Raw genomic sequence first — 24455 nt, 5'->3', positions numbered from 1 at the left:
TGCGAATCATTCCCATTATATTTATCTGGCTGAACAGGACTTAACCGATTGGTGCATGCCGGGCAATGAATGGCTCGTTGAGGGTGACCGGAATCCAGTATTCCATGGCCACCTCGGGCGCGTTGGCGTCAAAGTCAGGCGGGTACACTTCCAGGTCGTAACCGTAGACGGCATTGCAACCTGCGTGCGGAAGCCAGGCCGTGAAGAACCACTTCAGGATTTCCGAGAGGGACTGGATTGGTCCCTGGAAGGAGATCACCACGTAGTTCTGGGCGGGTACTTTAAGGGTCTCGATCTCGGTGTCGGCGTCTTGGATCTCTGTCTGAACGCCAGCCAGATAGCGGAATTCGGACTCCGGCCCCCGGGAGAGATCGAGAACACCGAACCTTGGCTGTTCAGGCGGCAGCCTCTCACTCTCTATGAGTGATGCCCAGAGGGCGGGAACCTTGGTGCCGAAATCAGGGTTGGATGAGAACAGCCCCCGGATCCTGTCGGAGCGGCCTGATACGCTAAACGCCGGTTTCGAATCCAGCCGTATGGCGGGCACCCGTGCCCTCCACGCGGCGTCTGGAAGCTTAGCCGGGTCAAGGCACAGTGGCGTGGTGAGCAGGCAGGGCAGGCCGCGCCGGCGATATTGAGCCGGCGGGCAGCCAAAATGCTGTTTGAAGCTGCGGGTAAAGCTGATGTCAGAACTGAAACCGCAGGCCAGGCCGATATCGATAATCCGCTGTTCGGTGAAAAGCAGCATTTCCGCCGCCAGGCTCAGCCGCAGCTCCCGGACGTATCGACCTACGGACTGTCCGGTCTGTTCCGAGAACACGCGGTTGAACTGCCAGCGGGACCAACCGCCTATCCTGGCAAGGCTGGCCACGGCCAGAGGCTTGTCCAGGTTCAGGTGAATGTGTCTGAGAACCTGCTCGATCCGGCCAAGCTGGCCATACCGGCTTGAAATCGTCATCACAGGTCCCCGCCGGGCAGTGCCGGTTACCAGCGATAGCTGAGGCTGGCTACTACGCTCCGCTCGGCGCCGTAATAGCACCAGTAGTCACAGCTGGCCACGTATTCACGGTCGGCCAGGTTGCTGACGTTCAACTGGGCTTGCCACTGGGGCGCGAAGGCATACTGGGCCATCAGGTCGAACACGGTGTAGGAGGGCACTTCCGTGTTGCCGTCTTTGGTTTCGCCCACAAACCGGGCGCCGGCGCCGACCTTCAGGCCCGGGGCCAGGTCGGTGAAGCTGTAGTCCAGCCACGCCGAGGCCTGGTGGCGTGGAATCAAGGGGGCCTGGCGTTCGCTACCGGCCGTGGCCTGGTCGCGAACCTTGGCGCTGTTGTAGGTGTAGGCGGCGGTCAGCTCGAGCTGCTCGGTGAGGTAGCTGACGCTCTCCAGCTCGAAGCCTTCAGTGGTACGCTCGCGGTCCTGGATCTGGAAGCCACCCTGGCTGGTGCCCAGGGAGTTCTTCTCTTCAATGCGGTACACCGCTGCGGTCACGTACCCGTCCAGATTGCGGGGGGCAATTTTCACGCCCAGCTCAATTTGCTCGCCGGTGCGCGGCTCATACAGGTCGCCGTTGCCGTCGGTACCGGCAATGGGTTGGAAGGATTCGGTATAGGATATATAGGGACTGACGCCGTTTTCGGCCAGGTACATCACACCGCCGGAAAGCGACAGCTGGTCATCGTCTGCCTTCTGGCGGGTATTGGCATCGCGGTTGATGTTGTCCACCTTCGCCTGGTCATAGCGTGCGCCGGCCAGGAATACCCAGCGGTCATCCAGACGCAGCTGGTGCTGGAGGTAGTAGCCGGTCTGCCGCTTGTCGATCTCGGTAACGATCAGGTCGGCGGCCGTGACTGGTGTGAAGTTACCGTACTGCGGATTGAAAAGGTCAATGGGGCCGCCAAATATTGAGAACCCACCCGCACCATTCTGTTGTCCCTTGTTATTCAGATCCTGGTAATCGACACCTGCCAGGAACGTATGCTCGGTACGATCGGTGTACCAGTTGCCGACCACACGGTTATCCACCGTCCAGCTGTCGATCTTGCCGTCACGATAGGTGAGGTAACGCTGGCCTTCCCGCGGACCTGTCTGGAAAAAGATGTAGCTGCTGCGCAACAGCAGATCCAGCTCGCTGTAGCGGAAATCCTGTTCGAACCGCCAGGTATCGTTGATCTGGTGGCTGAGGGCATAGCCCAGAGAGGTCTGGGTGCGTTCGTTGGTGTCGTAACCAGGTTCACTGTAATTGGTGGAGGGATCCACCTTGCCAAACGGTTTGTCCTGCACGGTGCCGTAGGCCAGCTTGAACGGGTTGGTCGGGATGGCGTCGTCTTTCTGAAAGCTGGCCAGAACGGTCAAGCTGGTGTCTTCGGTGATGTCCCAGGCCAGACTGGGCGCGATGTAGTAGCGTTCGTTTTCGGTGAAGTCCAGGTCGCCTTCGCCGTCGCGATAAAGGCCCACCAACCGGTAGCGGACGTTATCGGTTCCGGCGACCGGGCCGGAGGTGTCAACACCAAGCTGGCGGTGCTTGTCGGTACCTGCCTGCACCAGCACCTCGCCCTGCGTGTTATCGGTTGGGCGCTTGCTGATGGCGTTGATCACACCGCCCGGAGGCGCTTCACCGTAAAGGATGGAGGCCGGTCCCTTCAGCAGTTCGACCCGCTCCAGGCCGTAGGTTTCAGGCAGCCACTGGTAGAAGCCCTCGCGATAGATTCGCAGGCCGTCCTGGTACGTGGCCTGGTCAAAGCCGCGGATTTTCAGCCAGTCGGTGTCGTTGTCATCACCGTAGTGACCCGACACCACACCGGCGCGGTACTGGAAGGCCTCATCAAGGGACTGAACATTACGCTCCCTGAGTTCCTCTTCCTCCACTACCGACGCTGGTCGTGGGGTTTCCACCAGCGGTGTCTCCACCTTGAGTGCTGTGGCCGAGACCACCAGGGCCTCCAGGCTGGCGGGTTCGGCATCCTGTGCCAGAAGCGGGGCCGAGGTGGTTGCCATACCAACGGCCAGGGTCAGTCGTATGGCTTGCGTCAACGGCTTGGTCAGGAAAACGGCGGGCATAAGGCACCTTTGTAACGGCTGTAAGTAACAAGAATGGGGTGAAACATCACCGAAATTCGCCGAATATTATTCCTTAAATAATCTTAATGCAAACCAATATCATTCACGTTTATTGTCGGTTGCCGGGGATGATGGGTTAAATTTTCATGAAACCACCTTATCTGACCGAAAATCGGTTAAAATGCCGTCGCCCGTCCAGGGATAATTAAGTAGTATTACGAAAATTATTGTGAAGCCCGAGCGTATACTCTCTCCTTTTTATTATTAAGACCAAAAGCGGTCTTACGTTTGTACCTTTGGACCATACCCCGGTACGCAAATATCAAGGAAGATTCTGATCCTCCGGCGCACTATTCCAATAACCCGCTTTCTCAGAAGACCATCGCAATGCCCAACACCGTCCTGTCTGGCTTTACCCATAATTTTCTTGGCAAAGCGCCTGTCTGGTACAAACAGGTAATTCTGTTGTTTCTGATTGCCAATCCCATCGTGATGTACGTGTTCGGGCCGGGTGTGACTGGCTGGTTGCTGATTGGTGAGTTCATCTTCACCCTGGCCATGGCGCTGAAGTGTTATCCGCTGTTGCCGGGCGGTTTGCTGGCGGTGGAGGCGTTGCTGATCGGGCTGACCACGGCAGACGCCGTGTATCACGAGGTTCTGGTGAACTTCCCGGTGATTCTGCTGCTGATGTTCATGGTGGCGGGCATCTACTTCATGAAAGACTTGCTGCTGGTGACCTTCACCCAGATTTTGGTGGGGGTTCGCTCCAAGTCGGCTTTGTCGTTGTTATTCTGCAGTGCGGCCGCGCTGCTCTCAGCGTTTCTGGATGCGTTAACGGTGACCGCCGTGATTATCAGCGTGGCGGTGGGCTTTTTCTCGGTTTACCACAAAGTGGCTTCTGGCAAAGGTTATCAACAGAAAGATCACAACGCCGGCAGCGATGAAGAAGTGATCGAGCTGCACCGGGAAGACCTGGAAAACTTCCGGGCGTTTCTGCGCAGCCTGTTGATGCACGGGGCCATCGGTACCGCTCTTGGTGGGGTCGCCACCATGGTGGGTGAACCCCAGAACCTGCTGATCGCCAAAGTGGTCGGTTGGGATTTCGTGGGCTTTTTCCTGCACATGGCGCCGGTGAGTATCCCGGTGCTGTTCGCCGGCCTGGCGACCTGCTGGGCGCTGGAGAAACTACGCTGGTTCGGCTACGGCGGCCGACTGCCCAAGCCGGTTCGCCAGGTGCTGGAAGAGTTCGCCAAGAACGAGCGTGCCCGCCGCACCAAAGCCGACCAGGCATCCCTGTGGATTCAGGCCATCGCTGCCGCCATCCTGGTGATCGGCCTGGCGTTTCACATTGCTGAAGTTGGCCTGATTGGCCTGCTGGTGATTATCCTGATTACCTCGTTTACCGGCGTCACAGACGAACACCAGATTGGCAAAGCCTTCCAGGAATCCCTGCCGTTCACCTCTCTGCTGGTGGTGTTCTTCGCCGTGGTGGCGGTGATTCATGAGCAGCATCTGTTCAAACCGATCATCGATTACGTACTCAGCCTGCCGGAGCACCAGCAGCCGGGCATGTTCTTTATTGCCAACGGCCTGTTGTCGATGATCAGTGATAACGTGTTTGTGGCGACGGTGTACATCAGCGAGGTCAAGCAGGCGCTGGATGCCGGCGCCATCAGCTATGAGCACTTCCAGACCCTGGCGGTGTCCATCAACACCGGCACCAATCTGCCCAGCGTGGCCACTCCTAACGGTCAGGCGGCGTTTCTGTTCCTGCTGACTTCCGCCATCGCGCCACTGGTGCGGCTGTCGTATGGGAAAATGGTGATCATGGCGTTTCCGTACACCCTGGTAATGGGTGGTGTGGGGCTGTACATGGTGACCCATTCGTTCTGAATCAACATTTTTTGACGTTCGCCGCTACAGTGATTGGTGTATCTGTTACTCTCTAAAGAAACAGATAACGATAAGCGGTATACATGCGCAGTTGCCAACGTTACTCCACTGATCTGCCTCGTGGCGCCTGGGCGCTGACGGGGCTTTTTGTTGTTCTGGTCGGACTTTTCTATACCGCTCTGGTTCATGCTGACGACCAGGATCCGTATAGCATGAAGGCCGTGCGAGTTGCCTATGTGGAGTTTCCGCCCATCACCTACCGCACAGCTGAGGGTGAACCAGCGGGTGAGTTTGTGGAGATTACCAAGAAGGTTGCCGCTGAGGCCGGCTACGAGCTGGAATTCATCTATCTGCCTGTGGCACGTACCTACCTCTACCTGAAAGACGGCACCGTTGACCTCTGGTTGGGACTATCTGCCACGCCAGTATTGAAAGAGGCGGTTCTGGAAAGCTGGATCAGCCCGATTCCCGTGGAGTTGAGTGCCTGGTATCGCCAAGACACAGAACCGCTTGAACACATGGACCAGTTGCATGGCAGCATGGTGATATTGATCGGTGGCTACACCTATGGAGGCCTTAGGTACTGGTTAGAAGACCAGCCAGACATTCGCATCACCGAGGCGCCTAACCATCGTTCGGCGGTGGACATGCTGAAACGAAAGCGGGGTGATTACCTGCTCGATTACCGGCCGCCGGTGAGAGAAATGCTGACCCACCCCTCAGATGCCATCATCCGGGAATCGGAAGTACGAAGCCGCAACAGCGCCTGGATGTTCTCGCTGGCCAGCTCCCGGGCCGCCATTCTTCGAGAGGCGTTTGATGATGCCTATCTGCGGTTGGCTGAGCGTGGTGAAGTACCGCCGGTGCGCCGGTTCGAGAAAACCTTTGTATTGCCGGGGTTTCCTGACGAGTATCGTTGAGTGATCTAGACGGGACACTAGCTGATGGCCAGCACCCGTATTGCGTTTGCAGCTGCGGCCGTCCGGTTTTCCACGCCCATTTTCCGAAAAACCTGTTCCAGGTGTTTGTTCACCGTGCGTGGGCTCATGTCCAGAATCTGACCGATTTCCCGATTGGTTTTGCCGTTGGCAATCCACAACAGCACATCGGATTCTCTGAGTGTGAGTTCAAAGGCCTCTCGTAGTGCCGTCGCCGAACTGTGCGGGTTCTGAGGTGTTTTAATCCTCAACAGGTATTCTCTCTCATCAATCAGCGCCAGGAACTCGATGGAACGCGGAGTATCTGCAAGCCGGATGGGGAGGGCATGCCCCGGTTCCGGTTGGCGAGTAAGCCAGACTTCAATCTGTTTTCGCAGGGACTCCTGTTCCGGGTCTTCGTTACCCGGCAGTATTCGGTAAACCTGTGGCGTTCCCCAGAGCAATTCACCGCTGGCATTGACGGAAAACAGATTCTGGCCGGCCCGGTCCAGTGCTGAGCGAGCACTTCGTGTCATGCGTGCGTTCGCCAGATGCACTTGCATACGGGCCAGCAATTCGGTGGTATTGATGGGTTTGGTAATGTAGTCGACGCCGCCGGAACCAAGCCCCATCACTACGTGTTCGGTATCGCTGAGACCGGTCATGAACACGATCGGAATGTCGGCGAACGCCGGATTTTCCTTCAGCCTGCGACAGGTCTCAAAGCCGTCCATGTGGGGCATCAGGGCGTCCATAAGAACGATGTCTGGCACGATGTTCTGACTGATAGTAAGTGCCTGCCCACCTTCCAACGCTACAAGAACCGTCATGCCTGCTTCCTCCAGGGCGTCACTGATCATCCGGATCGAATCGACGGCATCATCCACGACCATGACCACGGTTTTTTTCTGTTCAGGCAGACTCATGTTCGGGTACCTCAAGTAACGCAAAAATTTTCTCAAACTGAAATTCGTTGGTGAGTTTTGTCAGTTCGGTTGTGAAGTTGTTGTCAGCTTTGCCGCTGTGTTTAAGCTCGCTCAAAGCCTCAAGCAGCCCCTTGCGGTGACCGATTCGGGCCAGCGACATCAGAACCTGGCATTCCTCGAATCCTGGTAACGTCAGTTCAGCTTGCGCCGGAGGCTCAAGTGCAGCGAGCGGGTCCGGGCTGGGTTTGAAGCGCCATGCTATGTTTAGCACTTCGCCGATAGTATCCAGCAGCAGATTCAGGCGAACTGGCTTGATGATGTAGCCATCATGCAGGTGGGGCGAACCCGGTGAGTGCTGGCCTTCGTTGGCGTCGGCGGAGATCATGATGACTGGCATGTGGTGTTGGGCATCTCTGAGTTGTTGAAGGATCTCCCAACCGTTAAGCCCAGGCATGGATACATCAAGCAGGATCAGATCCGGCCGGTCGCTGCTGACCTGTTGTGAGACCAGCAGAGAATTCCCCATGTCGCCAACGTCAAACCCAAGAGGCGACAGCATGGCTCGAATGACCTGGCGGTGCGACAGATCATCATCCACGATGAGCACTTTACGCCGGGTGCCGTGGTAGCCGTAGATCCGCCGGGCAGGTGCGGTTATGGAGCGGGGGGTAACCTCATGCAGGCTGGATAGCATCAGGCTGACCTTGAAGGTGCTGCCTTTTCCGGGGGTGCTGGTAACCGATATGTCTCCCCCCATGATTTCGGTCAGCAATCGGGTAATGGTCAGCCCCAGCCCTGTTCCTATCCGGCTCTGCCCCGCGGAACGAACCCGTTCGAACGGACGGAAGATCCGTTCGATGTCGGCTTCGGCAATGCCTTCACCGGTATCCTGCACGGTGAATTCTGCCACCTGGCTCCGATAGCGGAGTGTCAGGCACACCCGGCCGTGATCCGTGTATTTGATGGCATTCGACAGCAGATTGATCAGGATCTGTCGGAGACGTTTCTCATCGGCGGTTACCCGCTCGGGAAGTGGCAACGGGCAATGGTATTCAAAGGCCAGTCCTTTTTCCTCGGCCTGCAAACGGAACATCGTGACCAACTGCTCCATCAGAACTTCAATCCGCACCTGGTCTCGGTGCAAGTCCAGGCGGCCCGCCTCGATTTTGGAGATATCCAGCAGACCCTCGATCAGATCGGCAAGGTGTTCGCCGTTACGATGAATCACACCCAGTGCCTCCTTGCGGTGGGCGGGGATGTCGTCGTCGTTCGCCATCAGTTGGGCATAACCCAGAATGGCATTGAGTGGAGAGCGCAACTCATGGCTGATGCCCGTGAGGTAACGGCTTTTCGCCAGGTTGGCCGCATCGGCCTGTTCCTTGGCCTGCTGCAGAGCCTGATCGGTTCTCTCGTGCGCGACAATTTCTTCGGTCAGCAATCGGGTTTGGCGCCGGGATTCCTCCTCTGCGACCACCCGGCTTTCGTGGGCCAGAACGAACAGCCAACAAATCACTCCGGTCACGATGACCAGAATGAAAAAGACCTTCCAGAGGGTTACCGACAGCAGGATGCCTTCCGCGCTCGTCGCGACTGGGGTCTTGAAATAGATCAGAGATAGCAGCAGGCCCGACAAGCCGTTGATCAATAACAACAAACTCAGAAAATGACCGAGGCGTGATCGCAGGCGAACCAGCAGGTAATCGGGAACGAATTTGCCCAGAAACAGCTGAAGCTGTTCCTTATAGCCCCCACCGGGTTTGCAGACATCGTCGCATCGAGCGTCGAGTGAGCAACACAGGGAACAGATGGTGCCCGCATAAGCGGGGCAGTGGGTCACGTCTTCCGGCTCAAAGGCGTGCTCGCAGATGCTGCACTGCACCAGCTGGTGATCGGTAGCGATCGGTGTGAATGGGCGCGCGGTATAGAAACGGCCGCCGGTGCGCCAGGCAATAACCGGGGCCATGACCAGGGCGACCGCCAGGGCGATGAAATGCGAGAGTGCCTGGGCATAGGGGCCAATCGTGCCGGAGTGGCAGACAACACCTACCAGGGAGGCGGTGATCATCGCCCCGACACCCACCGGATTGATGTCGTAAAGGTGTGCCCGTTTGAACTCGATGTGGGCGGGGCTCAGCCCAAGCGGTTTGTTGATCACCAGATCGGCCACCAGAGCACCGACCCAGGCAATGGCGACGATGCCGTAGAACCCAAGTGTTTCCTCCAGAGCCCGATACACCCCCAGTTCCATCACCAGCAGCGCGATAGCCACATTGAACACGAGCCAGACCACGCGGCCGGGGTGGCTGTGGGTGAGCCGGGAGAAGAAATTCGACCAGGCAATGGAGCCGGCGTAGGCGTTGGTTACGTTGATCTTGATCTGACACAGAATGACGAAGATACCCGCGAACGCCAGGGAGATTTCCGGGGAATGGGTCACGTAACTGAACGCGACCAGGTACATGTGGGTAGGATCGGCGGCTTCGCTGGCGGGAATGCCCTGATTCAGTGCCAACACGGCCAAAAAAGAGCCTGCCAGGATTTTTATCATCCCGATCACAATCCAGCCAGGGCCACCGGCCATCACCGCTAGCCACCAGCGGCGTTTATCCTTTGGCGTCTGGGGCTCGGGAATAAAACGCAGGTAATCAACCTGCTCGCCAATCTGGGCAATCAGCGAGAAAACCACGGCGGCGGCAGCGCCAAACATGAGCACATTGAAACCCTGACCTTCCGATACACCGACACCGCCAAACTGGGTCCAGTCACTGACCGATGACGCATCGGCATAAATGATGAAAACAAAGGGCAACAGTTGCAGCACGATAAAGGCGGGCTGAGTCCAGACCTGGAAGCGGCTGATGGTAGTTATGCCATGGGTAACCAAGGGAATGATCACCACCGAACAGATCAGGTAGCCCAGCACCAGAGGAATGCCGAATAGCATTTCCAGGGCCATGGCCATAATGGCCGCTTCGATGGCAAAAAAGATGAAGGTGAAGCTGGCGTAGATCAACGAGGTAATGGTGGAGCCAATGTAGCCGAAACCGGCGCCACGGGTGAGCAGATCTATGTCGACGCCATATCGCGCCGCGTAGTAGCTGATAGGTATGGCGGTCAGAAAGATCACCAGGCTGACCGCCAGAATAGCCGCTACGGCATTGTCGAAGCCGTAGTGCAGGGTAATGGCACCGCCGATCGCTTCCATGGCCAGAAAGGATATGGCACCCAGGGCGGTATGACTGACCCTGGCAGCCGACCAACGGCGGGCGCTCTTGGCGGTGAAGCGAAGCGCGTAATCCTCCAGGGTCTGGTTGGCAACCCACTGGTTGTAACGACGCCGGACCCGAAAAATATTCTGTCTTGCGGCCATAGTGCCTTGCCTTCTGGTACAGAGCGCGACTTTTTGGTGCAACTACCGGGTTGGCAGCACCGTCTTTGACAGCTGGAACAAGATCCATGCCATGTGATGGTGCGGATAAGGAATCGCGCCTGACATTATTGCTTTCGTCTTCGCGTTTTAGCCTGCTGAGCCCGTGACAGGAATGCGTCAAATGACGTAGGCCGCTGGGGTGATTGCCGAATGGGCTCTGTGTCAGTGCCTGAGCAGAATGTTTGTCGTGGGCGCTGTGCTTCGTTCGTTGAAGTGCGGTACCGGCATACCAACACTGCGAGGAATAACCATGGGCACGACAGATTCAACCGCCAACGGGCGGTCATTCGGCAAGGGAACCGGGCTTCGCAAGAAGCTCATGACGCTGGCAGCATCCATGATGCTGGCCACATCGGCACAGGCGGCCACACCCCCCACCTCCGAGGTGAATACCACTGGGCTTGCGGTGACAGACGACACCGTCAAGGTTGGCATACTGCACTCCATCACCGGCACCATGGCGATCAGTGAAATCGGTTCAGTACAGGCCGAGAAACTGGCCATTGAACAGATCAACGCCTCCGGCGGTGTGCTGGGCCGGCAGATCGAGTTCGTGCAGGAAGACGGCGCCAGTGACTGGCCCACCTTCGCGGAGAAATCCCGCAAGCTGCTGCGCCAGGACAATGTCGCGGCCATTTTTGGTGCCTGGACCTCCGCTTCCCGGAAAGCCATCCTGCCGGTAATCGAACAGTTCAATGGCATGCTGTACTACCCCACGTTCTACGAGGGCCTGGAGCAATCACCGAACGTGATCTACACCGGGCAGGAAGCCACTCAGCAAATCCTGGCCAGTATCGATTGGGCGGTTGAAGAGAAGGGCGCCAAAACCTTCTACCTGCTGGGTTCGGACTACATCTGGCCCCGCACCTCCAACAAGATCGCTCGCAAACACATCGACAAGCTGGGATTGAAGGTAGTCGGCGAGGAGTATTACCCGCTGGGCCATACCCAGTTCAACTCGGTCATCAACAAGATCAAGTTGCGTAAGCCCGATGTTATTTTTGCGTCGGTTGTGGGCGGCTCCAACGTTGCCTTCTACAAACAGATGAAAGCCGCTGGTATTGATTTCACCAAGGAAAGCCCGCTGTTGCTGACCATCTCTGTCACTGAAGACGAAATCCGGGGCATCGGTGGTGAAAACGTGGAGGGCATCTATGCCTCCATGAAGTACTTCCAGAGCCTGGATAACCCCAACAACCAGGAATTTGTGGCCGCGTTCAAAGAAGCCTGGGGTGATGACATGGTCATCGGTGATGTTACCCAGGCTGCCTACCTTGGCCCCTGGCTGTGGAAGATGGCTGTCGAGAAGGCCGGCTCTTTCGATGTCGACAAAGTGCGTGAAGCCTCACCGGGCATTGAGTTCACCAAAGCCCCGGAAGGTTATGTCCGCATCCACGAAAACCATCACCTCTGGTCCAAGACCCGTATTGGCAACGCCCAGCGCAATGGCCAGTACAAAGTGGTCTACGAAACAGAAGACCTGATGGAGCCAGATCCTTTCCCGGAAGGTTACCAGTAAGCACGGCTGGCCGGTGCCAAGGGGCGCCGGCCGCCGGTTTTCCGAACGGTTGGGTGCGTTATCTCTAGGGAGTAAGGGTCATGTTTGATGGCTACACCACCAGTGAATTGATGTCGATATTTGCCATGCAGGGGTTTGCCGGGCTGTCCCTGTTTTCAGTGTTTGTGCTGATGGCACTCGGCCTGGCGATCATTTTTGGTCAGATGGGGGTGATCAATATGGCTCACGGGGAATTCATGATCCTCGGTGCCTATACCACCTACCTGACCTCCAGTGCTTTTCAGAGTTATCTGCCCGGTTTGTTCGGGGGCTATTTCTTCGTCGCCATGCTCTTTGCCTTTCTGGTGTGCGCGGCGCTGGGGGCCTTTGTCGAATGGGCCATGGTCAGGCATCTGTACAGGCGGCCGCTGGATACGTTGTTGGCGACCTGGGGCCTGAGCCTGATTCTCCAGCAAGCCTACCGCACGATTTTCGGCGCCCGGGAAGTAGGGGTCACCCTGCCGGATTGGATGATGGGATCAATCCAGGTCACCGACATGGTGGATCTGCCCATTAACGGGCTGTTTGTGATGATCATCGCGCTGTCCATCGCCATAGCCGTTTACTTCCTGATGTACCGATCCGGTTGGGGCAAAAAGGTAAGGGCCGTGGTCCAGAACCGGCCCATGGCCGAAGCCGTGGGCATCAACAGTGCCGGTGTCGACAGGGCCACGTTTGCCCTGGGCTGCGGGATTGCGGGTATTGCCGGCGCGGCCTTCACCATGATCGGCTCGACTGGCCCATCGTCCGGCCAGGCCTACATCGTGGACACCTTCCTGGTGGTGGTCTTTGGCGGTGCACAGAGCCTGATTGGCACCATTGTGTCTGCGTTTGGCATCTCTCAGGCCCAGTCCACCCTCGAGTTCTTCCTGAGTGGTTCGATGGCCAAGGTACTCACGCTTCTGGTGGTTGTCGGCATTCTCATGCTGCGCCCGGAAGGACTTATGGCCCTGAAGATTCGTCGCTAGGAGACCGTCATGAAAGACTCACCCGTTGTGAAATGGTTTGCCTCCCGAGAGGGGCTGTACTATCTGGCGTTGGCGCTGTTACTGGTGGTTGTTTTGCCGGTCATGCTCGATGCCTTCCGATTGAATATGGTCGGCAAGTACCTGACCTACGCCTTTGTGGCCATTGGCCTGGTGATGTGTTGGGGTAAAGCAGGCATTCTCAGCCTGGGACAGGGCGTTTTTTTCGGGCTTGGCGGCTACTGCATGGCGATGTACCTCAAGCTTGAGGCCTCAACGCCGGAAGCGACGGCCATACAGTCAACGCCCGGCATCCCAGACTTCATGGACTGGAACCAGATCACCGCTTTGCCCTGGTTCTGGGAGCCGTTCAACAGCTTCGCCTTCACCCTGATTGCCGTGATCGGGGTTCCGGTTCTGCTGGCTCTCATTATCGGCGTTGCCATGTTCACCCGGCGTGTGGGTGGCGTCTACTTTGCCATCATCACCCAGGCCATCGCCGCCATCCTGACCATCCTGATCATTGGTCAGCAGGGTTACACCGGCGGCATCAACGGCATCACCGACCTTAGAACCCTGATGGGTTGGGACATCCGTACCGATGAAGCGAAAACGGCCCTCTACTTCGTAACGGTTGCGCTGTTGTTCGTCTGCCTGTTCGCTGCCCGCCTGATCCAGAAGCGCAAACTCGGGCGCATCCTGGTGGCGATGAATACCCAGGAAAATCGCGTCAGATTTTCCGGCTACGACGTGGCCGCCTTCAAAATCTTCGTGTTTTGCCTGGCTGCGGCTTTTGCGGGCATCGGCGGCGCGCTGTTTACCTTGAGTGTCGGCTTCATGTCGCCCTCGTTCATCGGCATCGTGGCTTCGATCGAGATGGTGATCTTCTGTGCCCTGGGTGGCCGTCTTTCCATCCTTGGAGCCGTCTACGGTGCGCTACTGGTCAACGCCGCCAAGAGTGGGTTTTCCGAATCCTTTCCAGAACTGTGGCCCTTTGCCATGGGTGCGCTGTTTATTGGCGTTGTTCTGGCCTTCCCCAATGGTCTTGCAGGCCTGTACCAGACTTACGTGATGCCTCTGGAGGAGCGTTTGTTCAGACGCAAGCCAAAGACCGATGGTAGCCAGAAAGCCAAGGCAACAGCGCCGGCCCAAACCCCTGGGGAACGGGGCAAGGAATACGACACGCTCATTGACCAGTACAGCCCGGAGAAATCCTGATGAAAGCAGCCAAAAGCAAAAGTAAGGACTTTTTGTTGGCGGTAGAGGGACTGACCGTATCGTTCGACGGCTTTAAAGCGGTAGACGACCTGTCCTTCTACCTGGACCCAAACGAAATCCGGGTGATCATCGGCCCCAATGGTGCGGGTAAAACCACGGTGCTGGACCTGATCTGCGGGAAAACCCGGGCCACGTCAGGCTCCATTCGCTTCCAGGGGCGGGAGCTGACAAAGATGAAAGAGCACCAGATTGTGCATTCTGGGGTTGGGCGTAAATTCCAGACCCCCTCGGTGTTTGAAGACCTCACCGTGTTCGAGAATCTCGAAGTGTCTTACCCCCAGGGCCACTCGGTGATGGGCGCCCTGGCGTTCAAGCGGGACCTTGCGGTGGTGGAGGAAATTGAATCGGTTGCCCGAACCATTTTTCTTGAAGACATGCTTGAGCAGCCGGCGTCTTTGCTTAGTCATGGTCAGAAGCAGTGGCTTGAAATCGGCATGCTGCTGATTCAGAAGCCGAAGCTGATCATGTTGGATGAACCCGTAGCGGGCATGTCGGTGGTGGAGCGCAAGAAAACTGCCGAGTTACTGAAAGTGATTACCCGTGAACACACGGTGCTGGTGATCGAACACGACATGCAGTTCGTGGGTGACATTGCTGACCGGGTAACAGTGATGCACCAGGGCAAGGTGTTGTCAGAGGGGTCCATCGAACACGTGAAATCGGACCCGAAAGTCATCGAAGTCTACCTGGGGCATTGATCATGCTGAGCGTCAAACAACATTCGGTGGCCTATGGCCAGAGCAACATCATCGAGAACCTGGACCTTGAGATTGGTAGGAATGAGATCGTTGCCGTGGTTGGCCGCAATGGTATGGGCAAGACCACGTTGATGAAGTCCCTGGTGGGTATGACGCCGACCAGAGGTGGGCAGCTCCTGCTGGATGGTGCGGATCTTTCCAACCTTAAGAGTTTCCAGCGGGTGAGGGCAGGGATCGGCTTTGTGCCCCAGGGCCGGATGATTTTTCCGACCCTGACCGTGAAGGAGAACATTGAGACCGGCCTGGCTGCGGTCGGGGAGAAGAAGATTCCTGAGGACCTTTATGAGCTGTTTCCGGTGCTGAAGGAAATGCTGCATCGCCGGGGCGGCAACCTGTCTGGTGGACAGCAGCAACAGCTGGCGATCGCCCGGGCGCTGGCTACCCGGCCCAAGGTGTTGCTGCTGGATGAACCGACTGAGGGTATTCAGCCCAACATCATCAAGGACATTGCCAAGACCCTTCGCCGTATTCGCGATGAGCGGGGGTTGTCGATTGTGGTGTCGGAGCAGGTGTTGAGTTTTGTGATGGATGCGGCGGATCGGATTCTGGTGATCGAGAAGGGCGCCATTGTTCATGAGGAGCTTCGGGAGGAGGCGGATCAGGACAAGATTGCCAGTTATCTGGCTGTTTAATTCATTTTGGGGAGGTCGAGTCGGTGGAGAGGTCCTTTCGGGACACGCCGTGAATACGTCCGTGTAGGCTCGGATGCGCCATCCCTGGCGCATACGGTCCCGAAAGGACCTCCCCACCGCCTCTCCCCGAACCTTTTTGGTAAACGTTCAGCATTGATGGGTGATTAATATGAGACACGGTGATATTTCCAGCAGTAACGATACCGTCGGTGTAGCGGTGGTGAACTACAAGATGCCTCGGCTGCACAGCAAGGCCGAGGTGTTGGATAACGCGCGTAAGATTGCGGACATGATCAAGGGTATGAAGGTGGGGCTGCCGGGTATGGATCTGGTGGTGTTTCCGGAGTACAGCACCATGGGGATCATGTACGACAATGACGAGATGATGGACACCGCTGCAGCCATCCCGGGTGACGAGACGGCGATTTTCTCGGCGGCGTGTCGTGAGGCCAATACCTGGGGGGTGTTTTCCCTGACCGGGGAGCGGCATGAGGATCACCCAAACAAGGCGCCCTACAACACGCTGGTGTTGATCAACAATGAAGGCGAGATTGTTCAGAAGTACCGCAAGTGCATTCCCTGGTGTCCGATTGAGGGCTGGTATCCCGGCGACACCACCTATGTGACCGAGGGCCCTAAGGGGATGAAGATCAGTCTGATCATCTGTGACGATGGCAATTATCCGGAGATCTGGCGGGATTGCGCCATGAAGGGTGCGGAGCTGATTGTGCGCTGCCAGGGCTATATGTACCCGGCCAAGGAGCAGCAGATCATGATGGCCAAGAGCATGGCCTGGGCCAATAACTGCTATGTGGCAGTGGCCAACGCCAGTGGTTTTGATGGCGTTTACTCCTACTTCGGGCACTCCGCGATCATCGGCTTTGATGGTCGCACTCTGGGTGAGTGCGGTGAGGAGGATATGGGGGTGCAGTACGCCCAGCTCTCGGTCAGTCAGATTCGTGATGCCCGCCAGAATGATCAGTCCCAGAACCATTTGTTTAAGCTGCTGCATCGGGGTTACACCGGCGTGCATGCCTCCGGCGATGGCGACAAGGGCATTGCGGATTGTCCGTTTGAGTTCTACCGCACCTGGGTGATGGATGCGCAGAAGGCGCAGGAGAATGTCGAAGCCATGACCCGCAAAACCGTGGGCACGGCTGAGTGCCCGGTGGGCGAGCTGCCGTTTGACGGCAAGGAAAAATCCGCTGGGGCTTAAGCCCGGGAGGCACAGATGCCGTTTATCAACGAACGGCTGGAAGCCAACCGGGAGAACAATGACAAGAACCGGGCCGCCTCAGGCCCGGTTCGTGCTTCCCGGTTTCGCTTCGAGCCTGAGGCTGTGATGGCCCGTTTGCGAGCAAACATTGTGGGCCAGGATGAGGCGCTCACGGCGATGGAGTCGATGCTGGTGCGGGTGAAAGCCGACATAGGTGAGGACAACCGGCCGCTGGCGGTGCACCTGTTTCTTGGCCCGACCGGTGTGGGCAAAACCGAAACGGTAAGGCTGATTGCCGAGGCCATTCATGGCCACCGCGATGGCCTGTGCCGCATCGATATGAATACCCTGGCACAGGAACATTATTCGGCGGCGCTCACCGGCGCACCGCCGGGTTACGTGGGCAGCAAGGAAGGCCATAGCCTGTTCGATCTGGACAAGGTTCAGGGCTCATTCAGCAAGCCCGGCATCGTGTTGTTCGACGAGATTGAAAAGGCCAGCAAGGAAGTAGTCCGTACCCTGTTGAACGTGCTGGATACTGGCCGGTTGGTATTCCCCTCCGGCAATCGAGAAATCGACTTCCGCAATACCCTGATCTTCATGACCAGTAACGCCGGCGCATTGGATGCGGAGGCTCACCATCACCGCTATCAGCGAGGCTGGCGCCGGTGGCTGGGGCTGTCACCCGGCTCTGGCGAAACCATTCGGGATGCCGCGCTTCGGCGCCATTTTGATCCGGAGTTTCTCAACCGGATTGACCAGATCCTGAACTACAACACCCTCACCGACAACTGGCTGGACGCGCTGCTGGATATCGAGTTGGCGGGGCTGAACAAGCGCCTGGCCCGCAAAAAAGCAGAACTGACTCTGTCCGAGAATCTGCGCCGGGAGCTCTGCCGAGGCTACGACAGCCGTTATGGCGCACGGGAGATGTTACGGGCATTTCGCCAGCGCCTGGAGCCGGCGGTTGCGCGGGCGTTGCTGGCCCATCCGGAGAGCCAGCGCTTTGAAGCCGATGTGATTAAACACGCGGTCAGCGTTCGCCAATACGTCGAATGACGTAGGCGCCGGGGGTATTTGGCGAATACCCCCGAAATGCCGTGCAGCCGATAGTAGAGGCGTTATTCAAACAGACAAGCCAATGTACAGGAGCGCCCGCTATGGCTGAAACCATCATCAAGATCGATCTGAATAAATCGGCCTACGAGAACGACAAAGTCCACAACCGCTGGCACCCGGATATTCCGTTGGTGGCCACCGTCAAACCCGGTGACGATTTTATCGTGGAGTGTTACGACTGGACCGGCGGCCAGATCAAGAACAACGACAGTGCCGACGACGTGCGTGATGTCGACCTCAGCCAGGTGCATTTCCTGTCCGGCCCCATTGGCGTCGAAGGCGCAGAGCCGGGTGACCTGCTGGAAGTCGACATTCTGGACATAGGTACGTTTGAGGAGAGCCAGTGGGGCTTCAACGGTTTCTTCTCCAAGCAGAACGGCGGTGGCTTTCTGACGGAACATTTTCCCGAAGCCCAGAAATCGATCTGGGACTTCAACGGTATGTTCACCAAGTCCCGGCATATTCCTAACGTGGAGTTTGCCGGGTTGATCCACCCCGGACTGATTGGTTGCCTGCCTTCCAAGGAACTTCTGGATACATGGAACAAGCGGGAAGCGGGCCTGGTAGCAACGGACCCTGACCGTGTGCCGGAGTTGGCTACTCTGCCTAACGGTGAAACGGCCCACATGGGCCAGATGAGAGGGGACGCAGCCAAGGCGGCTGGCGCTGAGGCCGCGCGAACCGTGCCACCCAGGGAGCATGGCGGCAACTGCGACATCAAGGATCTTTCCCGTGGCTCCAAAGTGTATTTTCCGGTCTACGTAGATGGCGCAGGACTGTCTGTAGGCGATCTGCACTTCAGCCAGGGTGATGGTGAAATTACGTTCTGTGGGGCCATCGAAATGGCTGGCTGGATTCACTTGCGGGTGAACCTGATCAAAGACGGCGTGCGTAAATACGGCATCAAGAACCCGGTGTTCAAGCCCAGCCCCATCAAGCCCCGCTACGACGATTATGTGATCTTTGAAGGCATCTCGGTGGATGAAGAGGGCGGCCAGCACTATCTGGACGTGCATGTGGCCTATCGCCAGGCCTGCCTGAATGCCATCGAATACATGACCAAGTTCGGCTACAGCAGGGCACAGGCTTACGCGATCCTTGGGTGTGCGCCGGTGGAGGGGCATATCAGCGGCGTGGTGGATATTCCCAATGCCTGTGCAACGCTCTGGCTGCCAACCGGCATCTTTGATTTCGACATCAACCCGTCAGCTGATGGCCCACAGAAGAAAGTCAGTGGCGGTATGGACGTGCCCCTTTCGAAAGACAAGGAGTAAGCACCATGCCTGTGTATGACTACAAATGTCGGGAACACGGGTTGTTCCACCAGCTGGCCACCATGGAAGACTGCGCCAAGCCGGCGGAGTGCCCGACCTGCCAGGCGCTGTCACCCCGTGTCATAGTGCTGCCTCCGGAGATTGCCGCCATGGACCCGGCCAAACGATCGGCTCAGGACCGGAACGAGCGCTCAAAACACGAGCCAGTGTTCTCGACTGCCGATCGCAGGGCACACGACAAGGAACACAGCCGAAGTTGTGGTTGCGGCTCACCGAAGCCGGGCAAATCCATGCTGTTCTATACCGCGGACGGTAAGAAAATGTTTCCCTCGATGCGCCCGTGGATGATCAGCCACTGACAGCCGATTCGACGTTTCACGTGTTTGGCCCCGATACGGGGCCTTTTTTCGATCCACAATTCACGGCCTCTCAAGCACCAGATCCCGATACCACGCTGTTGCCCGTTCACCGGTATTATCCGCATCCGACATGATGGCCACGCCAACAATACGCGGGGGATTCTCCCCGAACGCTTCCCGGTAATCTGCCACAATATCCCGTTCCACCGTGACCCACTCACCGGTTTGCTCCGGGCCGGAATTGACCGCCACCATCATGGTCTGGTCGGTGAAGGCGTTGGCGACAATGGATTGCTCCGGCAACCGGTTGGCCCAGATGTAGTTCAGGGCATTACCCGGCAGGGACTCGCCAAACATCACCTCCACGGTTTTGCGCTTGGCCCGTTCAAAGAATCCTGCCTTGTCGGGCTGGAATTCAAAGGCCACGTAGATTCGCGCCGGGTAGTCGTCGCCGGACTTTTTCCGGGCATCGCCCCGGTCGAACACATTGGACACCTTCCATTGCCAACGCAGAATCAGCGATTCGCCGGGTTCTAACGACAATCGGGCAATCAGGCCGGAGGCGCTGTTATCAGCGGTCGCCTTGACCACCTGAACACCGTCGTCCGTGACCAGCTCATAGCGCGTGTGCCGGTCGATCCTGGGGAATTCCAGTGGCTCCCAACCATCCGACAACGAACTCATCGTGGAAAACGGCTGAAGCAACGGCTCCTGTGCCATCAGTGCCGGGCTGGCCAACAGCAGGGCAAGCATCAATGCCGGGCCTGCCTGTGACGATTGCTTCATAGACTTGTCCTTTTGTTTTCGGGCCACTGCAGTGGCAGACAGCGGGCCTGCAATAAAGTGCCTTGTCAGTGGCTATTAGTCCGTATATAGTGACCAAATCCTTGGTTGACTACCATATGTTGTGATCATTCTCTGATCACTTCAGGCATAAAGGTAGTCGGGAATCCGGTGAGAATCCGGAACTGACGCGCAGCGGTATTGGGGAACGAGCGTGGCATCAAGACACTGGCAAGCGCCGGGAAGTCGCCACGCAAGGCCGAACCAACAGGTTCACGCCCCTGAGTCCGAAGACCTGCCAGGGAAACAGTACTGCACCTTCGCGACTCAAGGTGAGCAGATCGGTTATCCCTGCCCTGAAACAAGGCACGGTGTGCTCCTGCATTCGCGAAGGCTAAATGGAATCTGACGCGACTTCAGGAGAACACGATGTCTGCCACCGCTCTGGCCGAAGCCCCGGCCGCCGATACCCAATCCCTTCAAGTTATTAAACGCAACGGCACCCTGGTTGGATTCAATCCCGCCAAAATCAGTGTGGCGGTGACCAAAGCGTTCCTGGCCGTGGAAGGCGATAAAGCCGCCGGCTCTGCCCGCATCAACGACGCCGTGCATCGGGTAACCGAACAGGTGGTGCAGGCCATCAGCCGGCGCCTGAAAGCCGGCGGTAAAGTGCATATTGAAGACATTCAGGACCAGGTGGAACTGGCCCTGATGCGGGCCGAAGAGCAAAAGGTGGCCCGGGCTTACGTGCTCTACCGGGAAGAACACGCCCGCAAGCGCGCCATCGAAGAGCCCATGGAAGCGCACCCGCACCTGACCGTGAAAAAAGCCGACGGCAACGTGGCGCCGCTGGACTTGGGCCTTATGAAACTGCAGGTAGAACAGGCTGCCACCGGCCTGGAGGGCATTGATGGCGAATCCCTGGTCGACGAAGCCCTGCGCAACCTGTACGACGGTATTGAGGAAACCGAAGTGCTCTCCGCCCTGATCATGACGGCCCGTGGCCGTATCGAGCAAGAGCCGGACTACAGCGCTGTCACCGCCCGCCTATTGCTGGAACAGCTTCGCCTGGAAGCCGCCGAGGCCCTGGACCTGCCCCGCAACCAGCCGCTGGCAGAGGTTTATCCACAGGCCCTGAGCGCGTTCATCCACGCCGGTATCCGCTACGAATTGCTGGACGAAGCCCTGGCCGCCTTTGACTTGGAACGCCTGGGTGCGGCGATCATCCCCGAGCGTGACCACCAGTTCGGTTTCCTGGGCCTGCAAACCCTGTACGACCGCTACTTCCTGCACTGGAACAAAGCCCGCCTGGAACTGCCCCAGGTGTTCTTCATGCGTGTCGCCATGGGCCTGGCCCTGCGGGAAGACGACCCCAACGCCCGCGCCATCGAATTCTATAACCTGCTGTCCAGCTTTGATTACATGGCCAGCACGCCCACCCTGTTCAACAGCGGCACCCGCCATTCCCAGTTGTCCTCCTGCTACCTGACCACCGTGCAGGACGACCTGGAAGGTATCTACGGCGCCATCAAGGATAACGCGCTGCTCTCCAAATGGGCCGGCGGCTTGGGCAACGACTGGACTCCGGTGCGGGCACTGGGCTCCCACATCAAAGGTACCAACGGCCAGAGCCAGGGCGTGGTGCCGTTTTTGAAAGTGGTCAACGACACCGCCGTGGCGGTCAACCAGGGCGGCAAGCGCAAGGGCGCCGTGTGTGCCTACCTGGAAAGCTGGCACCTGGACATCGAGGAATTCCTGGAGCTGCGCAAAAACACCGGTGACGAACGCCGCCGCACCCACGACATGAACACCGCCAACTGGGTGCCGGATTTGCTGATCGAACGCATGCGTGAAGACCGGGACTGGACCCTGTTCTCCCCCAGCGATGCCCCAGACCTGCACGATCTTTACGGCAACGCCTTCCGGGAACGCTACGAGCATTACGAAGCGCTGGCGGAGCAGGGCAAGATCAAACTGTTCAAGAAAATCCCTGCCAAACAACTGTGGCGCAAAATGCTCACCGTGCTGTTTGAAACCGGCCACCCCTGGGTTACCTTCAAAGACCCCTGCAACCTGCGTTCCCCGCAGCAGCACCAGGGCGTAGTGCACAGCTCCAACCTGTGCACCGAAATCACCCTGAACACCAGCGCCGACGAAATCGCCGTATGCAACCTCGGCTCGGTCAACCTGGCTGCCCACATCGCCAACGGCGAGCTGGACGTACAGCGCCTGGAACGCACCGTGACCACCGCCGTACGCATGCTCGATAACGTTATCGACATCAACTTCTACGCCGTGCCCCAGGCGAAGAACTCCAACCTCAAACACCGCCCCGTGGGCCTGGGCCTGATGGGCTTCCAGGACGCGCTCTACCAGTTGGGGCTGCCCTACACCAGCCCGGAAGCGGTGGAGTTTGCCGACGTGGCCATGGAGCAATTGAGCTACTTCGCCCTTCGCGCCTCCGCCACCCTGGCCGGTGAACGGGGAGCCTACGAAACCTACGAAGGTTCCCTGTGGGATCAGGGCATCCTGCCCATCGATTCCATCAACCTGCTGAAAGACAGCCGCCGGGAAGGGGACCTGTCACTCAACACCAACAGCCGCCTGGACTGGACCCCGGTGCGTGAGCTGATCGCCAAAAACGGTATGCGCAACAGCAACGTTATGGCCATCGCCCCCACCGCCACCATCTCCAACATCGTTGGGGTTTCCCAGTCCATCGAACCGGCGTACCAGAACCTGTTCGTGAAATCGAACCTCTCCGGCGAATTCACCGTGGTCAATCCCTCCCTGGTGCGCGACCTCAAAGCCGAAGGCCTTTGGGACAACGTGATGGTGAACGACCTCAAATACTTCGATGGCAGCGTGCAACAGATCGACCGCATCCCGCCGGTGCTGAAAGCCCGCTACGCCACCGCCTTCGAAATCGACCCAAGATGGCTGGTAGAAGCCGCGGCAAGGCGCCAGAAATGGCTCGACCAGGCCCAAAGCCTGAACCTGTACATGGCCGAACCTAGCGGCAAAAAGCTGGACGCCCTGTACCAGCTGGCCTGGGAACGCGGTTTGAAAACCACCTACTACCTGCGCTCCCTGGGCGCTACCGGCGCCGAAAAAGCCGCCCCGGTGGCAGCGCCGCAACCCCAGGTGTGCAGCATTGATGAGCCGGATTGCGAAGCCTGTCAGTAACCACTTACTTAACTTTGGAGGCCTAACCATGCTGGATTGGGACGACGAACCAAAAACTGAAAACAAGCCGACGGCCAGCGCCGGCCCGGCGCCGGTGAATGTAGACGACAAACGCGTCATCAACGGCGAAACCGACATCAACCAGTTGGCGCCGTTCAAGTACCCCTGGGCCTGGGAGTACTTCATGAACGCCAACAAAAACCACTGGACCCCGCTGGACGTCAACATGGCCCAGGATGTCCACGACTACCACCACCGCCTGAGCCCGGCGGAAAAGCACGTGTATGAAAACGTACTGGCCTATCTCACCACCTCCGACATCCTCGCCATGCGCAACATCGGCCTGGCCGTGATGGAGAAAATGAGCGCGCCGGAACTGCAGATCTACCAGGCCCGCCAGGTGTACGAAGAAGCACTGCACACCTGGACCTACCAGCACTGCATTGAAACCCTCAACCTGGACCAGAGCGAAATCTACAACCGCTACCGGGTGGTGCCGGAAATCAACGGCAAGATCCAGGTAGCCAACCGACGGCTGGACGCCGCCATGCGCTCCGACATGAACCTGCGCAACAAAGACGACCTGCAGGAATTCATCATGTCGTACCTGTTCTTCGCCGCCGTGTTTGAGGGCTGCTGGTTCTACAACGGCTTCAGCCCCATCTTCGCTCTGCAGCGCCGGGGCCTGATGCGCGGCACCGGGGAGCAACTGCAGTACATCCTGCGGGACGAAGCCATGCACTTCTCCTTCGGCCTGAAAGTGGTCAATCAGATTCTTGAGGAAGAAAACATCACCTTCGACCCCAAAGCCGTGCGCGACATGTGGGACGAATCCGAAGCGGCCGAGATGGCCTACGCCAACTACATCCTGCGTGACCCCATCCTCGGCTACTCGGCGGAATACCACAGCGAGCAATTCCGCTTCGTGGCCAACCGCCGCGCCAGGACTGTTGGCCTGGAAGAGCCTTTCCCGGGTGCCAAGAACGTGTCGCCCTGGCTGGACGAGCAGGCCACCATGCGTAAAGAGAAGAACTTCTTTGAAACCCGGGTGATTGAATACCAGACCGGGGCGCAGTTGGAGTGGTGAGTTTCTGCTAGGCT

General features: G+C 57.9%; 18 protein-coding genes and 1 riboswitch. Of the genes, 13 read left to right on the top strand and 5 right to left on the bottom strand.

Annotated elements, in window-relative coordinates; all coding sequences use genetic code 11:
• Positions 1–40: 40 nt before the first annotated feature.
• Positions 41–958 carry an AraC family transcriptional regulator gene (locus tag QUE75_RS19520; RefSeq protein WP_286252707.1) on the bottom strand — a complete coding sequence of 306 codons (918 nt, stop codon included), beginning with the start codon at positions 956–958 and terminating at the stop codon, positions 41–43.
• Between the two features lie 26 nt (positions 959–984).
• Entirely contained in the window at positions 985–3060 is a 2076-nt protein-coding gene (locus QUE75_RS19515; RefSeq protein ID WP_286252705.1) for a TonB-dependent siderophore receptor, read from the bottom strand.
• Positions 3061–3447: 387 nt separating this feature from the next.
• Between QUE75_RS19515 and nhaB the strand changes: the two genes are divergently transcribed.
• Entirely contained in the window at positions 3448–4953 is a 1506-nt protein-coding gene (nhaB, locus tag QUE75_RS19510; protein WP_106694612.1) for a sodium/proton antiporter NhaB, read from the top strand.
• An 83-nt stretch (positions 4954–5036) separates the two neighbouring features.
• Entirely contained in the window at positions 5037–5873 is an 837-nt protein-coding gene (locus QUE75_RS19505) for a substrate-binding periplasmic protein (protein WP_286252703.1), read from the top strand.
• 17 nt (positions 5874–5890) lie between these two features.
• On the opposite strand, the gene QUE75_RS19500 is transcribed toward QUE75_RS19505, so the two are convergent.
• Both QUE75_RS19500 and QUE75_RS19495 read right to left on the bottom strand, forming a co-directional pair.
• Entirely contained in the window at positions 5891–6796 is a 906-nt protein-coding gene (locus QUE75_RS19500; RefSeq protein WP_061333198.1) for a response regulator, read from the bottom strand.
• Positions 6783–10166 (bottom strand): hybrid sensor histidine kinase/response regulator, encoded by a 3384-nt coding sequence (locus tag QUE75_RS19495; RefSeq protein WP_286252700.1) that lies wholly within the window; start codon positions 10164–10166, stop codon positions 6783–6785. The genes QUE75_RS19500 and QUE75_RS19495 overlap by 14 nt, the downstream gene beginning before the upstream one ends.
• 310 nt (positions 10167–10476) lie before the next feature.
• Between QUE75_RS19495 and urtA the strand changes: the two genes are divergently transcribed.
• The 9 genes from urtA to QUE75_RS19450 all read left to right on the top strand — a co-directional run bounded on the left by urtA (position 10477) and on the right by QUE75_RS19450 (position 19385).
• Positions 10477–11745: an urea ABC transporter substrate-binding protein gene (gene urtA, locus QUE75_RS19490; protein WP_106694616.1), complete on the top strand. Its 1269-nt coding sequence runs from the start codon at positions 10477–10479 to the stop codon at positions 11743–11745.
• An 80-nt stretch (positions 11746–11825) separates the two neighbouring features.
• Positions 11826–12752: an urea ABC transporter permease subunit UrtB gene (urtB, locus tag QUE75_RS19485; protein ID WP_061333201.1), complete on the top strand. Its 927-nt coding sequence runs from the start codon at positions 11826–11828 to the stop codon at positions 12750–12752.
• Positions 12753–12761: 9 nt separating this feature from the next.
• On the top strand, positions 12762–13967 hold the full coding sequence (gene urtC, locus QUE75_RS19480) for an urea ABC transporter permease subunit UrtC (RefSeq protein ID WP_286252695.1): 1206 nt from the start codon (positions 12762–12764) through the stop codon (positions 13965–13967).
• A complete protein-coding gene (gene urtD, locus QUE75_RS19475) occupies positions 13967–14725 on the top strand; it encodes an urea ABC transporter ATP-binding protein UrtD (protein ID WP_061333203.1) in 759 nt (252 codons plus the stop codon). The genes urtC and urtD overlap by 1 nt, the downstream gene beginning before the upstream one ends.
• A gap of 2 nt (positions 14726–14727) precedes the next feature.
• Entirely contained in the window at positions 14728–15417 is a 690-nt protein-coding gene (urtE, locus tag QUE75_RS19470; protein ID WP_286252692.1) for an urea ABC transporter ATP-binding subunit UrtE, read from the top strand.
• Between the two features lie 169 nt (positions 15418–15586).
• Positions 15587–16633 (top strand): aliphatic amidase, encoded by a 1047-nt coding sequence (locus tag QUE75_RS19465; protein WP_061333205.1) that lies wholly within the window; start codon positions 15587–15589, stop codon positions 16631–16633.
• Between the two features lie 15 nt (positions 16634–16648).
• Positions 16649–17692 carry an AAA family ATPase gene (locus tag QUE75_RS19460; RefSeq protein WP_286252690.1) on the top strand — a complete coding sequence of 348 codons (1044 nt, stop codon included), beginning with the start codon at positions 16649–16651 and terminating at the stop codon, positions 17690–17692.
• Positions 17693–17793: 101 nt separating this feature from the next.
• Complete coding sequence (gene fmdA / locus QUE75_RS19455) at positions 17794–19026, top strand: formamidase (RefSeq protein WP_061333207.1); 1233 nt, start codon at positions 17794–17796, stop codon at positions 19024–19026.
• A gap of 5 nt (positions 19027–19031) precedes the next feature.
• Positions 19032–19385, top strand: coding sequence for an FmdB family zinc ribbon protein (locus tag QUE75_RS19450; protein ID WP_061333208.1), 354 nt, complete (start codon positions 19032–19034; stop codon positions 19383–19385).
• Between the two features lie 60 nt (positions 19386–19445).
• Here QUE75_RS19450 and QUE75_RS19445 read toward each other — a convergent pair whose 3' ends face one another.
• A complete protein-coding gene (locus tag QUE75_RS19445) occupies positions 19446–20138 on the bottom strand; it encodes a DUF3047 domain-containing protein (protein WP_286255735.1) in 693 nt (230 codons plus the stop codon).
• Positions 20139–20287: 149 nt separating this feature from the next.
• A riboswitch (cobalamin riboswitch) is annotated at positions 20288–20485 on the top strand.
• A gap of 112 nt (positions 20486–20597) precedes the next feature.
• On the opposite strand from QUE75_RS19445, the gene QUE75_RS19440 reads away from it, so the two are divergent.
• Together QUE75_RS19440 and QUE75_RS19435 are read left to right on the top strand one after the other, a co-directional pair.
• Positions 20598–23354 carry a ribonucleoside-diphosphate reductase subunit alpha gene (locus tag QUE75_RS19440; protein WP_061333210.1) on the top strand — a complete coding sequence of 919 codons (2757 nt, stop codon included), beginning with the start codon at positions 20598–20600 and terminating at the stop codon, positions 23352–23354.
• 28 nt (positions 23355–23382) lie between these two features.
• Complete coding sequence (locus QUE75_RS19435; RefSeq protein WP_106694623.1) at positions 23383–24441, top strand: ribonucleotide-diphosphate reductase subunit beta; 1059 nt, start codon at positions 23383–23385, stop codon at positions 24439–24441.
• Positions 24442–24455: the final 14 nt, after the last annotated feature.

This window comes from Marinobacter shengliensis, from assembly GCF_030297115.1.
Lineage (GTDB): Bacteria > Pseudomonadota > Gammaproteobacteria > Pseudomonadales > Oleiphilaceae > Marinobacter > Marinobacter shengliensis.
Note: the sequence above shows the minus strand (reverse complement) of the source record. Positions and strands in the feature narration are given on the sequence as shown.

Excerpts from the sequence above, each read along its gene's own strand:
- urtB (WP_061333201.1), top strand. The coding sequence starts at position 11,826 with ATGTTTGATGGCTACACCACCAGTGAATTGATGTCGATATTTGCCATG.
- QUE75_RS19520 (WP_286252707.1), bottom strand. The coding sequence starts at position 958 with ATGACGATTTCAAGCCGGTATGGCCAGCTTGGCCGGATCGAGCAGGTT.
- QUE75_RS19445 (WP_286255735.1), bottom strand. The coding sequence starts at position 20,138 with ATGCTTGCCCTGCTGTTGGCCAGCCCGGCACTGATGGCACAGGAGCCG.
- QUE75_RS19450 (WP_061333208.1), top strand. The coding sequence starts at position 19,032 with ATGCCTGTGTATGACTACAAATGTCGGGAACACGGGTTGTTCCACCAG.
- QUE75_RS19500 (WP_061333198.1), bottom strand. The coding sequence starts at position 6,796 with ATGAGTCTGCCTGAACAGAAAAAAACCGTGGTCATGGTCGTGGATGAT.
- urtE (WP_286252692.1), top strand. The coding sequence starts at position 14,728 with ATGCTGAGCGTCAAACAACATTCGGTGGCCTATGGCCAGAGCAACATC.
- urtD (WP_061333203.1), top strand. The coding sequence starts at position 13,967 with ATGAAAGCAGCCAAAAGCAAAAGTAAGGACTTTTTGTTGGCGGTAGAG.
- QUE75_RS19505 (WP_286252703.1), top strand. The coding sequence starts at position 5,037 with ATGCGCAGTTGCCAACGTTACTCCACTGATCTGCCTCGTGGCGCCTGG.
- QUE75_RS19515 (WP_286252705.1), bottom strand. The coding sequence starts at position 3,060 with ATGCCCGCCGTTTTCCTGACCAAGCCGTTGACGCAAGCCATACGACTG.
- QUE75_RS19465 (WP_061333205.1), top strand. The coding sequence starts at position 15,587 with ATGAGACACGGTGATATTTCCAGCAGTAACGATACCGTCGGTGTAGCG.
- fmdA (WP_061333207.1), top strand. The coding sequence starts at position 17,794 with ATGGCTGAAACCATCATCAAGATCGATCTGAATAAATCGGCCTACGAG.
- nhaB (WP_106694612.1), top strand. The coding sequence starts at position 3,448 with ATGCCCAACACCGTCCTGTCTGGCTTTACCCATAATTTTCTTGGCAAA.
- QUE75_RS19495 (WP_286252700.1), bottom strand. The coding sequence starts at position 10,166 with ATGGCCGCAAGACAGAATATTTTTCGGGTCCGGCGTCGTTACAACCAG.
- QUE75_RS19460 (WP_286252690.1), top strand. The coding sequence starts at position 16,649 with ATGCCGTTTATCAACGAACGGCTGGAAGCCAACCGGGAGAACAATGAC.
- QUE75_RS19435 (WP_106694623.1), top strand. The coding sequence starts at position 23,383 with ATGCTGGATTGGGACGACGAACCAAAAACTGAAAACAAGCCGACGGCC.
- QUE75_RS19440 (WP_061333210.1), top strand. The coding sequence starts at position 20,598 with ATGTCTGCCACCGCTCTGGCCGAAGCCCCGGCCGCCGATACCCAATCC.
- urtA (WP_106694616.1), top strand. The coding sequence starts at position 10,477 with ATGGGCACGACAGATTCAACCGCCAACGGGCGGTCATTCGGCAAGGGA.
- urtC (WP_286252695.1), top strand. The coding sequence starts at position 12,762 with ATGAAAGACTCACCCGTTGTGAAATGGTTTGCCTCCCGAGAGGGGCTG.